The sequence below is a fragment of the Pseudomonas sp. GM50 genome (assembly GCF_000282375.1).
GTDB lineage: Bacteria > Pseudomonadota > Gammaproteobacteria > Pseudomonadales > Pseudomonadaceae > Aquipseudomonas.
Map to the genome: position 1 here is coordinate 28825 of NZ_AKJK01000100.1, position 13437 is coordinate 42261.

At 53.3% G+C, this 13437-nt stretch carries 14 protein-coding genes and 1 pseudogene; 10 read left to right on the forward strand and 5 right to left on the reverse strand.

Annotated elements, in window-relative coordinates; all coding sequences use genetic code 11:
- Positions 1–141 precede the first annotated feature (141 nt).
- Positions 142–465, reverse strand: a complete 324-nt coding sequence (locus PMI30_RS07110; RefSeq protein WP_008012762.1) for a DUF7693 family protein — start codon at positions 463–465, stop codon at positions 142–144.
- A 270-nt stretch (positions 466–735) separates the two neighbouring features.
- Here PMI30_RS07110 and PMI30_RS07105 point away from each other — a divergent pair, with 270 nt between their 5' ends.
- Positions 736–1158, forward strand: a complete 423-nt coding sequence (locus PMI30_RS07105) for a DUF4823 domain-containing protein (RefSeq protein ID WP_008012764.1) — start codon at positions 736–738, stop codon at positions 1156–1158.
- Here the strand turns inward: PMI30_RS07105 and PMI30_RS07100 are convergent.
- Positions 1124–3391, reverse strand: a complete 2268-nt coding sequence (locus PMI30_RS07100) for a patatin-like phospholipase family protein (protein WP_008012766.1) — start codon at positions 3389–3391, stop codon at positions 1124–1126. The genes PMI30_RS07105 and PMI30_RS07100 overlap by 35 nt on opposite strands.
- A gap of 849 nt (positions 3392–4240) precedes the next feature.
- On the opposite strand from PMI30_RS07100, the gene PMI30_RS07095 reads away from it, so the two are divergent.
- The 5 genes and pseudogenes from PMI30_RS07095 (at position 4241) to PMI30_RS0129835 (ending at position 8469) form a co-directional block, all read left to right on the forward strand.
- Entirely contained in the window at positions 4241–4939 is a 699-nt protein-coding gene (locus PMI30_RS07095) for a hypothetical protein (RefSeq protein WP_008012767.1), read from the forward strand.
- Between the two features lie 130 nt (positions 4940–5069).
- The gene (locus PMI30_RS07090) at positions 5070–5285 is read left to right on the forward strand and encodes a hypothetical protein (RefSeq protein ID WP_008012769.1); all 216 of its coding nucleotides are present in this window, start codon (positions 5070–5072) and stop codon (positions 5283–5285) included.
- 19 nt (positions 5286–5304) lie between these two features.
- Positions 5305–5448, forward strand: a pseudogene (locus PMI30_RS31790) (LysE family translocator); the annotation flags it as partial.
- A gap of 194 nt (positions 5449–5642) precedes the next feature.
- On the forward strand, positions 5643–7028 hold the full coding sequence (locus PMI30_RS07085) for a hypothetical protein (RefSeq protein ID WP_008012771.1): 1386 nt from the start codon (positions 5643–5645) through the stop codon (positions 7026–7028).
- Between the two features lie 991 nt (positions 7029–8019).
- Positions 8020–8469, forward strand: a complete 450-nt coding sequence (locus PMI30_RS0129835; RefSeq protein WP_238542016.1) for an antitoxin Xre-like helix-turn-helix domain-containing protein — start codon at positions 8020–8022, stop codon at positions 8467–8469.
- A gap of 155 nt (positions 8470–8624) precedes the next feature.
- Here the strand turns inward: PMI30_RS0129835 and PMI30_RS07080 are convergent, their stop codons facing one another.
- The 3 genes from PMI30_RS07080 to PMI30_RS07070 form a co-directional block, all read right to left on the reverse strand.
- Positions 8625–8852, reverse strand: a complete 228-nt coding sequence (locus tag PMI30_RS07080) for a hypothetical protein (protein ID WP_008012774.1) — start codon at positions 8850–8852, stop codon at positions 8625–8627.
- A 117-nt stretch (positions 8853–8969) separates the two neighbouring features.
- On the reverse strand, positions 8970–9845 hold the full coding sequence (locus PMI30_RS07075) for an ImmA/IrrE family metallo-endopeptidase (RefSeq protein ID WP_008012776.1): 876 nt from the start codon (positions 9843–9845) through the stop codon (positions 8970–8972).
- Between the two features lie 14 nt (positions 9846–9859).
- A complete protein-coding gene (locus tag PMI30_RS07070) occupies positions 9860–10231 on the reverse strand; it encodes a helix-turn-helix domain-containing protein (protein ID WP_008012778.1) in 372 nt (123 codons plus the stop codon).
- 213 nt (positions 10232–10444) lie between these two features.
- Here PMI30_RS07070 and PMI30_RS07065 point away from each other — a divergent pair, with 213 nt between their 5' ends.
- From PMI30_RS07065 to PMI30_RS07050, 4 genes are all read left to right on the forward strand, one after another.
- On the forward strand, positions 10445–11194 hold the full coding sequence (locus PMI30_RS07065; RefSeq protein ID WP_008012781.1) for a multiubiquitin domain-containing protein: 750 nt from the start codon (positions 10445–10447) through the stop codon (positions 11192–11194).
- Positions 11169–12356, forward strand: coding sequence for a ThiF family adenylyltransferase (locus PMI30_RS07060; RefSeq protein WP_008012783.1), 1188 nt, complete (start codon positions 11169–11171; stop codon positions 12354–12356). The genes PMI30_RS07065 and PMI30_RS07060 overlap by 26 nt, the downstream gene beginning before the upstream one ends.
- Positions 12353–12796, forward strand: coding sequence for a DUF6527 family protein (locus PMI30_RS07055; protein WP_008012785.1), 444 nt, complete (start codon positions 12353–12355; stop codon positions 12794–12796). Before PMI30_RS07060 ends, PMI30_RS07055 begins: the two co-directional genes overlap by 4 nt.
- 160 nt (positions 12797–12956) lie before the next feature.
- Positions 12957–13253 carry a hypothetical protein gene (locus PMI30_RS07050; RefSeq protein WP_008012787.1) on the forward strand — a complete coding sequence of 99 codons (297 nt, stop codon included), beginning with the start codon at positions 12957–12959 and terminating at the stop codon, positions 13251–13253.
- Positions 13254–13437: the final 184 nt, after the last annotated feature.

Sequence of the window (13437 nt, forward strand, 5' to 3'; positions counted from 1 at the left end):
CACAATCGGGATGAAGCATAGTCAACAGTTGGCCGCTTCACTCACTTGAGGCATCGGTTGATGTAGGCGCGGTTGGATTACTCATGAGCTTACTGGTGGCAAACCGCGCACGGAAACGAACGCGATGAGGCCTTCTTTTGCTTAGGCTGAGAGCTCATTCAGTAGACGCTCAAGCTGCTCACGCTCCCATCCGCTCAAAAGCTTAACTGGGTCGGTGCCATAGCATTGCCAGGTTTCAATAGACCCGATACGACCGTCAGGAGACCTGCAATCCTCGCAGTAATCCAAGGTGCCGCCGTCATTGAAAAGCGTGAGACGCCAGCCATCGATCTCAGCAGTCATGAGGCCGTTGTAGATTTCGCTCAAAGACTGGCTGCTGGTTCTTCTCATGATGCGTGTGCCCAACGCAACGTCTTTCAAGACCTGGTAGACCTCGCGGGCGGTGAGAGGGGAGGTTGTGTTCAAAATCTGGCGTCCTATGGATGTTCCTTTTTCGCAGCCTTTCCCGCTTGATCGTAGGGCGACTAATACCCGCTATACGACATCCAGCGAGCGTATCCATTCGCATGCTAGAGCATGGTGTACATCCTTGTCAGGGGGGCGTGGCAGACTGTCCGGATCGGAGATTGCCAAGCATGTGCTGGCTGCGCGTAGGTTTCCTCACTAGGAACAGGGAGCTTTGCTATATTCCTTTGATCTCTAAATGCCATGCAGGCCTTTTACAAGGATGTATTGATGCGCATTCCCCTGACACTCGCCTTAATTGCCGTGCTCTCTGGTTGCGCGGACTCACACCGCTGGTCACCACAACAAAATGGCTCAGCACGTATTACGACAAGCGAGCGGATCTTTGTCACGACGCCTGCTGACGGCGAATACGGTGATAACGTCTATAGCGGCTCTGGTCGTAACACTACGAAGATCATTTACAACGCCACAAGCGCCAAGTCCCGTCTGGTGCGCATTGGCGGTTTGGCTGAAAATTTTGAAGATGCCATCGCCCAAGCTCAGCGCGAAGATCAAGACATCTTGATCTTCCCAACCATCCTGCACTGGGAGGATCGAGCGACAGGATGGTCGATGATCCCTGACAACCCTCAACTCATGCCCCTTTGCGTCATCGCTAAGTCGATTTCGTTGTCCGGCTCGGTGCTTTGAACTCGCATGATTTTGTTGCCCCCGGTCTACGCAACTTGGCATCCACTAGCAAAGGCATCGCATTGCGACGCTGGTAACGCAATTCTTCGAGGAAGTGATCTTCTTTGATGGCGCCCCCTTCGGCGAAGAACCAACGGACACGATTGGAGTAATAGGCTGCAAGATCGCGCATGGCGCCATAGATCCAAGGCGATGAGTCCATTGTCAGGGCGACGGTGCCGAACTGCGGATAGTTCGGACAGCCGTCGCTGGCCATGCCATCGCTGTTGCCGAAGTTTTTGCTGATAAACGCATATACCTCGCAGGATGGGGGTGGGGCGCCTTGCCACATAGGACTGTCATTCGCCCCATTTGGTGTGGTGCACGCATGGCGTACGATTCCCTGGCAATTTTTATTACTGCCTTGGCTGCAGGCGTCGCTGATGGATTGCAACTGAACCCGCATCGACTTCGTCCCCAAGGCGGGTTTGATCAAGAACAGGTGAGCGGCGTACTGATCTTTGATGAGATTGGCGGGAAGGTTCTCGCAGTCCGAATTGGCCAGCGCTGTAGAAACGATACAGCCGACCAATACCGGGTGCTCCCAGGCGTAGATGTCGTAACCGGTGAGTTCGTACTTCACGATTTTGCACTGCTTATCCAGACTGCTCAAACCAGGCAACAGCAGGGTCAGTCCTTGGTCTGCGAGTCCATCCTTTAGTCGACAGATGTCAGCCATCCAACCCTCGCGGTCTTGCGCATGGTCGGAAATGATCAGGTTGGAGACGCCTCGGCGCACCAGAGCGTAGGCGCCAAGATTCTCTGACATGCCGCCGTCTGACAGGTGAATGAAGGTTGAATGTTTGGCGTCGCCCAAGCGCTCGACATGGTAGAGCGGGAAGGGCAAAAGGTAGTGCATTCCATAGATGGTTTGGCTGCTGTTGTTTGGATTAGGAAATGAAAGACCCCAGTCCAGCGCTGCAATTTTTTGTAGGGCATTTAGGACGTTGCGCTCGGGCGGCTCGGTCAGCACCTTTTGCTGGGAATCGAGGAAGGCTGCGGACGACACGACGGCTTTGGCAGGTGTCAGGCCCGCTAAAGTACCTGGCCGATGCCCGTACAGCCCTGAACCGTATTGATAAGAGTTAACCTCGAAGGCGGAAAGGAAAAACTGCTGCTGCTTACCAACGTCGAACACGCTGCGATCCTCCCCAGCGGTAGCGTTGATGATCCATAGTGGCGCGCCCTTTACCTCATAAGCCCTCTGAAGTTGGGTATAACTTAGAGATCTAGCTTGCTCAATATCGCCTTCCAATCGGACGCTGGTGCCGTACATCGTCGTAATGCAGGCGTCATCTTCTTCATCACAATTAGGTGGGCTGGCACCATAGGTGCGTGCGATGCCTTTGGCGTAAGCGTGCTGCGTGCTTGAGAGATTAATGTTCCAATCAAAGACAATATTGGCTAACGCGTTAAGAACAATCGAGCCGATTTCTAGTGGAATCATTTCCAGCGTTTCATTAGTAAAGCGCTGGTCATCCTCGGTGGTGGTATAGTCGAAGGCATGGGCGCCAAACATGTTCAGCCCTGTGCTGAAAATGTCCTGGTAGCCCCGTAAGGCATTTTGGACGCGGTAAGGATCTTTGCCTAATTCAGGTCGATTTAACGCAGTCAGGCGTAGGTCATATTGATGTTGGGTATGCTGGCGCTTTTCGTCGGTCTCAAATTGATCATCCCCTGCAATTTTAAGCAGATTCGAATTGTTTTGAGGCGGGCAGGGTAGAGGTTGGCCTACAAGCCAAGGTTCCTCCGATGTTCCGCTGACACCCAAGGTTTCCATGTAACGCGAAGGGAAACAATCAAGAAAGAGTGCTTGTTGGAATGCAACGGGGGTTGGCTTATTTTGCTCAAACGTCGGATCGTCGAAAACCAGGCGGGCGTAATACCAGTAGGCGGCGTAGCTGCCACCAGATACCGAGGAAATAACATCCACGTGTTCCATCTGGCCGGATGACACCAGCCCCTTGAGTATACCAATGGAAAACCCCGAAGCCTTGGTGCCACCGCCCGCGAGCGCTAAGCCAAGGTTGGGGGTGTGGCCTGCAACAGGTCGTCGCTCGACACCAAATTCATGATTTAGGTTTTTACTGCTGAAATCCAGGTTAGGTGCCTTGGGCGGGGTGCCACAGCCTGTGGTCAACAAGCCGGTGAGCACCAGCCAAGTCCACCACGACGAAACTACTGGAATCTTCATTTCAATCCCCATCCTTGGTTCGATGCTGGCCTATTGTCAGTACTCCCAGCGTAGTAGCTACTTCCATGCACCGCTACGGAGTAACGGTTAATCATGTTCGACTGCTTCGTCCGACATGGATATTGGTACGCTGCCGTCGGCAAATCCAGGTTGGCCTGGCGGAATGGCATTAGTTGAAGGGTGTGTGCTGCTTTGACGCCAAAGCGATGGACGTCTGACGTGCTAAAGTGCACGAGGATTGCTGTCCTTGGCTTGCGTCTTCTCAAACCGCGAGGGAATCGTGGTAATCGAGTTGTCATAGACATTCTTTTCAGGAATCAAGCGTCAGTCTGGCTATACGAAAAGTACGCTTTCACCGCCTGATGAAAAACACCGCGCAAAGCCACGCTATTTGCCCTGTCAAACCTGTGGATGATGCGAAAACGGCTTCTGGTCGCGTGCGCCTGTAATGCGATAAAAGCGCCTTGAAAAACGTCGTTCAAGGGTGAAACGATGAGTTAAGGACAGGAAAGGTCTGATTTCTGACCAAGCCAGCGCTTTTTGAACCTCAACCAAGGAGGGCATCAAAAACCGCTGACTACTTCAGGCCCTCCCTAACGGATAAGGCGCCAACGCAGTGTTGAAAAATGCCCAGTACAGACTGCAAGGACTAAAATCCAAGCAAGTCGGTAGAGCGCTCAAGGCTTCTTTTTGGCTGACAACACTATAAATCACGCAGCACCTCGGTCTGCGAACAAAAGTGGCGTTGATTGCTCTGAAACACGTACTTGCCAAGATAAATAAATCTACTACGCTCCGACCTGAGGGATCCGCCCGCGTAATGATAATTAGTGTTTTTCGGAGACTAACATGAAAAAAATTTTGCTACTTTCGATACTTTTGCTCTCTGGATGCGCTACATCAAACGTGTATCTTGACATTCAAGGGGCTGCATGGCGAAAGACGGAAGCTTTCTCCGCGAAGCAATTTGGAGTTGGTGTTATCGAAACGTCTGGGCGTAATAGATTTGATCCTAAGGGAAGTATAGTGGTGTCGGATTTTCCAGTAGTAGCCCAGACTACTTACTTCTCAGAAGAGACTGCTAAAGCAGCCCTTGATGCGGGCGTTAAGTTTAAACCAAGTGTGGTGGATGTTTCTGGTGGTTTTAAATCGCAAACGGAAAGTCGACTGAATAGTCGCTATGTGGTTTTTAGAACGCTAGATTCTTTTGCACTCATTGAGCGCATGAATGATCCGAAGAATTTAAAGATTATGAATTTGATAAAAGGATTAAAGGATCCAGTAATAGTTACCGGCACAGCCGTTGCGTTCGACAACGAAATGTTTAAAAAGGTCGATTCAGGCTTAAGGGCAAATGCGTCCATCAGTGCTGGTGGTTCTTCTCCTGCAGTGACACTGGGAGGCAACGTAAGTACAGAGTCAAAGACGAGCGTCAGCAATGGAACCGTCTTCGCATATGAATATTCAGCCATCGAATGGGACGAGACGTCAAAAGACGCAAAAGTAAAGAACTTGACTATAGATAGACCTGCAAATCCATGGTTCTGACCCTCAGGATATCCCTCCAGCTAGCGTCAAATGAGCCGGAGCCGGTGATTCAAGCCAGTTCGTGCAGCTGAAATACTGACGAAACATTCTGGCCATATGAGTCGCGTCACTGAAATCCAGGGAGTTGGAGATGAATCGACCATCAAGAAGCATGCGCAAACTGCTCGACGCCGTTGCCACCAACAATGAGGCAGCGGCGCTTGATGTGATGCGTGCTGCTGAGCGGCTCCAAGACGAAGTGCTACGCCAACGGTTGCTCAACATGATTCACCGACTCAACCAGGACGCTAATGACTTAAGAATGGCGCGTGACGATATCCAGGGCGGAGCCATAAAGCTCGCGTGATTGGGCTAGATGACGTTTCCTTAGTCTGTATGCCGCACTGGTCTCTTGGGCCAAGAGCGTGTTGACCCATCCCGAGCTATCCCGGTGGGTCAGCCGGGTAGTTGGGTCGATGTTCATCTGCTTCGGAGCAGCCATCCTGACCATGCGTCGACAGGCTGCATAAGAGGAGGGCGGCTAGGTACCGATTACCGCAGCACCGGCGCCAAACAGCCGGCTTCTGAAAATGCGAGTCCCACCTAGCGCTGGAGGCCGGCTTGTAGCGAATGAGTTGACCTCGGTCAGGATAAGTCGCCCAGTGGTGGCAGGTTGATATTTGTCCGGGGTACTCTCCCAAAATCCCTACATGGAGAGACCGCAATGGATGTTGTTAGTCGGGTTGAGCGTGCAAGAACTAAAGCTTTTTATGAGCTGCTCGTGGACAGGCTTGGAACTGAGGCTTGGGCTGTGCGCAAAGCTGCATATTTGAAGCGCATACGAGAGCAGGAGTCGAAGTTCAACATCAAGCTGCCGATCGAGCCCCAGCTCTTCTCGCCGGCAGAAGACGACATCGACTGGTACATCCTAGCGTCGTATCTGTCCCATGATTTTCCGTATAGCGACTCTGCTTACAGCAGCAGGCGGATCTATCCCTATGCCATGGCCATCGGAGCGGTCGCGGAGCAGCTTCGCAAAGTCCCCTACGTCGATGATGTTCTGGACAAAATGCTGGCGAATAACAACAAACCAGAAACCCTGCTTTTTGAGCTGCTGACGGCCTCGTTCTACTTGAAGAACGGCTACGAGGTTGCCTTCATCCCGGAAAACAGCATTGTCTGGCCCGACGGGAAGACCAAGAAATCACCTGATCTGCTCGTCAAGTCAGGTGATCTAGAGTTCTACGTTGAGTGCAAACGGTCGGATAAGCAAACCAAGTACTCAAAGACCGAAGAGCAGGCCTGGGCCGAAATCTGGAATGAGTTGAGCCATCACATGCTCAAGGTCGCACCGTGGAGCATTGTCGACCTGGTTTTCCATGAGCAGGTCGCCGCCGTGACACCGGAAGAGGTAATCAAGGTTGTGAATCTCGCCATTAGAGGGGGAGCTGAAAAAGCAAGGGAGGGTTCAATCGGTGCGGAAATACGAGCCATCGACAAAATGGGGCTCAAGCGTCACTACCGCAAATTTTCAGTCAGACCCAATAGCCCTCAGCAAGAGTTGCTGGTATTTGGTGACATGGACAGCAATGAGAAGCGCAGCATCTCGACTATCGCTGAGCGAGTCATTCGGCCTGGTACTAATGGCGACATTCTTAACATGTTCGTAAAGGATGTTGCCAAGTGCGTGGGAGCTCAGTGGCGCTGCGACCATGAGGATTCGCTCGGCCTGCGCTCCAAGCATTTCAAGAGTTTGCTCAACGATGGCGTCAAGCAGATTCCCCCCGACCGTGCTGGCGTGGTGCACATCTGGTATGAGACTCGCGACGGCATAGAGATCGAGGAGCTGCGTAGGGATAAGAACATCGAGAATATCTCCGCCTACGATGCCTCCAAAACATCCGTGTTGGGTGCTTTCGTGCATGCCGTAAATTACTACCCATTCGAGGAAAACTATGAGTGGGCTGAGACCGTACAAGACTTTGCCCGCGTGCCGCATTTGATGGAGCTCTTCCCTAGGCAGTCTTTGATGCTAGCGTCTGACTCGACACACGAGATCGAAGACATCACCCATTGGGAGCAGGATAAGGCCGCAAAAAACACGCGGTGACTGTTGCTCGGGCAGGGTGGTGCTGGGGGGAGCCACCCTCTCAGGGGGCTGTGCTTTAACTCAAAACTGGCGTTGTAGATCAGCTTTTCGACCGTCAGACATTGTCGGTATCCACTTCCCCGGTGCCGCCGCAGTTCGCCGGCCAGGCGAGCTCGTTCCAGATAGACGCAATGAGGGACTGAGGTGGCACCAGGCCAAGAGCGCACAACAGGGAGGCTTGCTGTTCACGGCGCTGATCGAGCTTGGTTACCCGTAGATGATCCTGAATAATAGGCGTCAGATGCCACCTGCAGTTTGCTCATGCATGCAGCGGTTTCAGGTGCGAACAGGCCGGTCGGGAAAGTGGTCTACGTTACAAGCACGCCTCCTCTAGCCATATCGACGAAGGAATCGAATCGGGGAGGGCCGGTTTAAGGCATTCATTCTGCTGGCCTTCTTCGCACCTCGGTTGAAAGCAATCCGAATACCGCTGCAGCTGGCGTCCTTTTACGAAGGTGGCTGTCCATCCTCAATGGTGCTTAGACTGTAGGGCCCGAATGGATTTCGCGGCGATCTATGTCGAAGGCTTATTCAACACAGGAAATCTAAGCAATCTCGTCTCCGGCTTCAGGGCGGAGGAGATTGGAGCAATCCTAGTGATGTCATGAGCATTCAGTCGATATTCGCGAAGCACTTGTACTTCCACTCACCTGTCACTGGTTACGACTTGAAAACTGAGGGAGGTAGGTAAGCCTTTCCGGAGCAGCAGTGTCATCTATTGGTAACCGTAACCTTGGCTCGGGAGAAGGCTCGCAAAATGGAAAGGCTAAAGGAGCAAAGCGGTGCATTTCAGTTCGTGGGAGATACGAATACGCCTAAGCTAGGATGACAACGCTGCCCGACGATATCGCGTGTCCCCATGTCGGATGTTCCACGCAGCGGGCAATGGAGATGTCGCTGGTTCGGGCCACCAGGCCCGGCTTAGTGGTAGTTTTTTCAGATGGAGGTGAAAGTGCTGTCATCGATCAAGGAATACCAACCAGAGCCTCAGATCCCACAGAGCATTTGGATGACACTCGGGCTGCCGTCACGCGGTACCAGGCTTCATGATCTAGTTCGCGAAGGGTTGCCTTTCGAATTCCTTGACCGGATAGCGAGCCTACTTCAGGTACCGCGAGGGGATATCTCCAAGGCTATTTGCGTGTCGCCCGCAACAATGGCGCGAAGAGTCAAGGCAGGGCGGTTCAACACCTTAGAAAGCGACCGCTTGGTCGCGTTGGTAGCTGTCTTTGAGGAAGCCTTTTATCTGTTCGAGAACGATGTCGCCGCAGCAACGGGATGGATGAGCACACCGGTGCGGGGGCTCGGTTCAAAGCGTCCACTGGATATGATAAATACGAGGGTGGAGACGAACGCTGTGCTCGACCTTATTGGTTGCCTAGAGAAGGGTATTCTTGTGTGAGATTCGATAGACGACTTGTTGGGTGCTGCAGGCTGCGGAGCTAAAGCTACTTTTGCTATCGCTCCTTCGGGCTTAAGCCCGGCTCGACCCCAAGTCTTCACATGCCCTGAGCGAATCACTCCACAGTTGGCCCGTCATGATTGATTCGGGATGCCTTATTTCACCTCGACGTTGCCAAGCTGTCCGCTATCCCAGGCCTCAGTCAGCTCGTCTATTCGATCCGCAATCTGAGGTGTTTTTGATAGGACGAAGCAGCGCGTGTTGCCGACAAATTCCTCTATCAAATACAGCGTGTCGCCAACATCAAGCTCCAGTTCCTGCAACGCCTCATCGGGAGTTCGAATCGCCCCGTCACCATCCCATTCTTCGATCATGATTTTCATTGGTGGCTTTCTCACGTGTGATCTCCATTGCTTCTGAGTCGGCAATGGTAACGTGCTTTGAGTGAGCGACTGAGCGCGCGGTGAGCAAGCGCGCGAGTTGTAAACGTTCCCAGGCGGTTAGTACCGAGGCTTAGACCACCCCGGGAATCCGTCTAGCTCGTCCAGAAGACCGTCGTCATCATCTCGAGAACTGCGATAACCAGTCGATACAGGTCGCTCATCAAGCTCTTCGAAAATGAGGATCGACTGAGTCTGCTTGGCGGGAGCGTAGTAGATCGCCTGCTCGTAGCAGGCGAATCGCCGGGCATCATCACTGTTGCTCCAATCCAAACCCTCAGAATCTGCCTCATGAAGGCCACTGATACCTGAGTTGAAAGCTTTCGCTGCAGCGGAATTCCGGGGAAGCGGGATGTCTTTGCTGATCCACACTCGCGACTCTTTGAGTGCCTTTGAGACGATGGAGTATTTGACGACACCATCCTCGGCCACCACGAATGCCAGGTGATCATTCGAGGCTTGAGCGAACCTGGATGCGATACAAGCCCGGGATGCCTGGAACTGTTCAGCCAACTCGGCGAGATGCTCCAAAGTGAAATCCTTCTCTTCTGCGAGTGGTTGAATCAGTTCCCAAGGAACCAGGCACTCTGCAGCAAAGATGTCGCAGAGAACCTCTTCCGGATGGCGCCCAGTAAAGCGCTCAAGCTCATCAGCAGGTACCTTCTCACCGTGTTTGGACGGGAGCTCAAGTACGTGGTGTGCGATCTCATGGAGGACGGTGAAACGCTGCCGAAGCACACCGTCTTTTTCGTTGACCAAGATGTGTTTCTGTCCACGTCTTTCAAAGGTGCTGCCCGCTTCACCATCCGGGAGCTCCTTGCGAGAGACCTTGAAACCCAAAAAATGAGCCAGCGCCTCGACATCAACGGGCGCTGTCTTTAAGCCGGCTTCCCTCAACAGCTTTCGAGCCCGTGTGACCGCAACATTTTCGTCCATGAAATTCCTCGTCGTTACATCTGCTGAATGAGTTCGATCCGCTTGAGCCAGGCCTCTTCGCTGTTCGGACGCTCACCTCGGAAGCTCATCGTTGCTACGTCCTCAAAATCTTCCCACGGTATATCGATGCGAGAGACCATGAGGTGGTAGAGCGCATTGTCTACGGTCACTGACTTGGCCAGCAGACGAAACACATCACCTTCTCGGTCATCCAGCTCGAGCGCGTGGCTCAGGCGCGTGACGACATCTTCTGATGGGGCTGCACGGTCTCCTTTCTCCAACCTCCAGATATACGCGTGATCCAGGTCGCCTGCACGTTTCTCCAAGTCACGAAAGCTCAGCTCTTTTCGTTCACGCATGGTTGCGATGAACTCGGCCAAATCCATTTTTTTCTCCAACCTATTGCATTGCCCAAACGGGCGGGAGTAGTCTGTTGCCTAGCCAGACAACAGCTCGCGATTCATGATCCATGATAAGCGGCTTTTTTTTGAAGTCCACTGTTGTCTGGCTAGACAACGACCTCTGGGTCGTTTTTAAGATCGGTGGTGTTGTCTACGTAGGCAACAGCTCATTTGGTTCCGATACGAGGATTTTATCCCATGTCACAGTTGAACGATTTTGAGGTTGAGGACGTGGCCGCCGCCATCTTGGCGGGCCGCGAAGTACGTGATCACGGCCCGTACAAAATCCAGATCGGTAATGAGGGGCTGGATTACCGTACGCTGGTGATCGCTGATCCTGTCCCCACCGGTCAGCAGGTACTGGAGATTGCCGAACTCCGCCCTGTGGACGATTACCTGTTGTTCCAGGTTCTCAGCAACGGCCGCTTGGAGCTGCTCAGCCCCAGCGAAACGACTGACCTGCGCCAGGCTGGCATCGAAAAATTCCTGGCGTTCAAAAGTGACCGCTCGTTCCGGTTCTTTATCGACGGGCACGCCCAAGATTGGGGTGGCCAGCGCATCTCTGGGCGCACCCTGAAACAGTTGGCCGGCGTGGATGCGCAGAAGTACGACATCTTCCTAGTCATTCCGGGCGATGACGATGAGCTGATCGAAGATCGTGACTTGTTCGACTTGGCGCGCCCTGGCGTCGAGCACTTCGCGGCGGTGGAGATCAACATCAAGGTCTTCGTCAACACGCTGCCTGTGTTCGTCCACTCTCGCAACCTGAGCTACTGGGATGTAGTGCGGCTTGCTTTCCCGGACGCGGAGCCAGGCCCTAACTCCCACTTCACTGTGACCTATGCGAAAGGTCATGAAGGCAACTCGCTCACAAACCTGGTAGATGGCCAACACGTCCGTATCAAGAAGGGGATGCACTTCAATGTCACACCAACTGATAAGTCGTAGTCCTCACCTCCTGCGCTTGCGCAACGAAGGGTACAACTTGGACACCAAGGAGGGTTACCTCCTGGTACGGGACGTCCCCTATGTAAACGCTCAGCTACAGGTATGTAAAGGCGTGTTGGTCATGGCGCTCAATCTGGTGGCTGATGTTGCGGGCCAACCGAGTGACCATACGGCACATTTCATTGGTGACTGCCCTTGCGATTCGCAAGGGCGTCCCCTCGAACAAATCATCAATAACAGCCAGCCGAATCCGCTGTTACCGGATTTGGTCGTGAAACACTACTTCTCGGCAAAGCCCCGGTCTGGCAACTACTCCGATTACTACGAGAAGGTCTCGATCTACGTTTCGATCCTGAGTGGCCAGGCTGAGGCCATCGAGAAAGGGGTCACCGCGATGACATTCGCACCATTTCGGTCGGAGGTTGAGGAAACGGTGTTCGCCTATACCGACACGGCGTCAACACGTGCCGGCATCGGAATGCCCACCGAGAAACTCAAAGGACTGAAGATCGCAATCGTCGGGCTCGGAGGTACCGGCGCCTACATCTTGGATCAGGTTGCGAAAACCCCGGTGGCGGAGATCCATCTCTTTGATGGTGATGCGCTCCACCAGCACAACGCCTTCCGCTTCCCAGGCGCTGTCACCTTCGCCCATCTCGAACGGGGGATGAAGAAGGTGGAATACCTGCAGGAGGTCTTCGGGCAGATGCACCGCAACATCATTCCGCATACGTGCATGATTACAGCTGAGAATGTCGCTGAGCTTCGTGCCTTCGATTACGTGTTCCTCAGCGTCGATAACACCACGGTGCGAGAGTTAGTGGTGCATGAGCTCAGTGGTACTCGTACCTCGTTGCTTGACGTTGGGATGGGGGTTCACCTGGTAGGCGAAACGCAACAGGTTTGGGGTACGTGCCGGGTCACGACTCTCACTCCTGGGCATTATGACCACGCTGCCCGCACCATGCCGCTGACCGAGAATGCTGGTGAGGACGTATATCGCTCGAACATTCAGATCGCCGACCTGAATGCCCTCAACGCGGTACTGGCTGTCGGTACGTGGAAGCGACTGTGTGGCTTCTACGTCGACAACGTACAGGCCGACCACTTCACCTACTCGACCAACCTCAATGAGATGGGCAACAGCGAGGATCGCCCATGACGATCAAACGTCTCACGCCGCAATTTGTTGAGCACTTCCCGGAGAAATTGGAATCCGGTGAGCTCTACCTGGCCATGGAGTTCGCAACTGCAGCACACCTGTGTGCCTGTGGTTGCGGCAATAAGGTGATCACACCTTTCTCTCCAACCGACTGGCAGGTGTCATTCGATGGTGAAACGGTGTCTCTCAAACCGTCCATTGGCAACTGGACATTCCGATGTCGCTCGCATTACTGGGTACGGTCTGGCCGTATCGAGTGGGCAGGTGACATGTCTCAGGAGGCGATCAACGCTGGGCGCAAATGGGATGCCCAAGCAAAAGCACGACTGCAGGCGAATAGGTCGAGTGGTTTAGAGATTGCCCCACCGAAACCAGAAGCCCAGGCGGAAACTCAGGCACCATCGCTGTTTGGCAGGCTAAAAAATTGGCTAGGGCTCTGATGGCTCTGCCAAACATGGCCGGTGTAGCGGCTGTTGTGTGGGTAAAGCCCCGCCTCGAATGGGAGAGGGGTGTGTGCCTCATCGTCGATTTTGTATGAAGGGGGCGGTTGGCTAATTCCTTTGCCGCCACAACTCAGTTAGTTACACGGGAGTATGGATTATGAGCTATTTGGTCTACTGCACTTTTGACTTGAAGAATGCTTCTTCGAAGGACTACGAGAACGCTTATACGGATCTGCTGCGTCTCGGCTTGGCGAAGGTTGTTAAAGCCGATGCGGGGCATAACGTAGTAATCCCTACAACATCAACGATGGGTTTCTTTAACGGCAGTGGTGCCACTTCTGTTCGAGACTCTGTGCAGAACTCGGTGAAAAGTGCCTTTGCCGCTCGAAGGCTCACATCCGAAGTTTTCATAGTGGTTGGAGGCGACTGGGCCTGGAGTGTTGCTACCACGTAAGCCTGTAGGGGTAGCTCCAATGATGGGGATCTTGCTTCTTATTTAACTGCCGTGATCGGGAGCAGTGGTTCGGCTATTTGCCCATCTATATACTCATAATTCATTCAACTAGCTGAGATGGCCCAGAAAAAAGAGGAATGAAGCGCGTATCACTTGCCAAGGTGCCACCCCTTGGGTTGACCAA

Bases quoted from the DNA above. Each gene is read 5' to 3' on its own strand.
- PMI30_RS07095 (WP_008012767.1), top strand. From the start codon at position 4,241: ATGAAAAAAATTTTGCTACTTTCGATACTTTTGCTCTCTGGATGCGCT.
- PMI30_RS07055 (WP_008012785.1), top strand. From the start codon at position 12,353: ATGACGATCAAACGTCTCACGCCGCAATTTGTTGAGCACTTCCCGGAG.
- PMI30_RS07065 (WP_008012781.1), top strand. From the start codon at position 10,445: ATGTCACAGTTGAACGATTTTGAGGTTGAGGACGTGGCCGCCGCCATC.
- PMI30_RS07060 (WP_008012783.1), top strand. From the start codon at position 11,169: ATGTCACACCAACTGATAAGTCGTAGTCCTCACCTCCTGCGCTTGCGC.
- PMI30_RS07070 (WP_008012778.1), bottom strand. From the start codon at position 10,231: ATGGATTTGGCCGAGTTCATCGCAACCATGCGTGAACGAAAAGAGCTG.
- PMI30_RS07090 (WP_008012769.1), top strand. From the start codon at position 5,070: ATGAATCGACCATCAAGAAGCATGCGCAAACTGCTCGACGCCGTTGCC.
- PMI30_RS07105 (WP_008012764.1), top strand. From the start codon at position 736: ATGCGCATTCCCCTGACACTCGCCTTAATTGCCGTGCTCTCTGGTTGC.
- PMI30_RS07100 (WP_008012766.1), bottom strand. From the start codon at position 3,391: ATGAAGATTCCAGTAGTTTCGTCGTGGTGGACTTGGCTGGTGCTCACC.
- PMI30_RS07050 (WP_008012787.1), top strand. From the start codon at position 12,957: ATGAGCTATTTGGTCTACTGCACTTTTGACTTGAAGAATGCTTCTTCG.
- PMI30_RS07075 (WP_008012776.1), bottom strand. From the start codon at position 9,845: ATGGACGAAAATGTTGCGGTCACACGGGCTCGAAAGCTGTTGAGGGAA.
- PMI30_RS07080 (WP_008012774.1), bottom strand. From the start codon at position 8,852: ATGAAAATCATGATCGAAGAATGGGATGGTGACGGGGCGATTCGAACT.
- PMI30_RS07085 (WP_008012771.1), top strand. From the start codon at position 5,643: ATGGATGTTGTTAGTCGGGTTGAGCGTGCAAGAACTAAAGCTTTTTAT.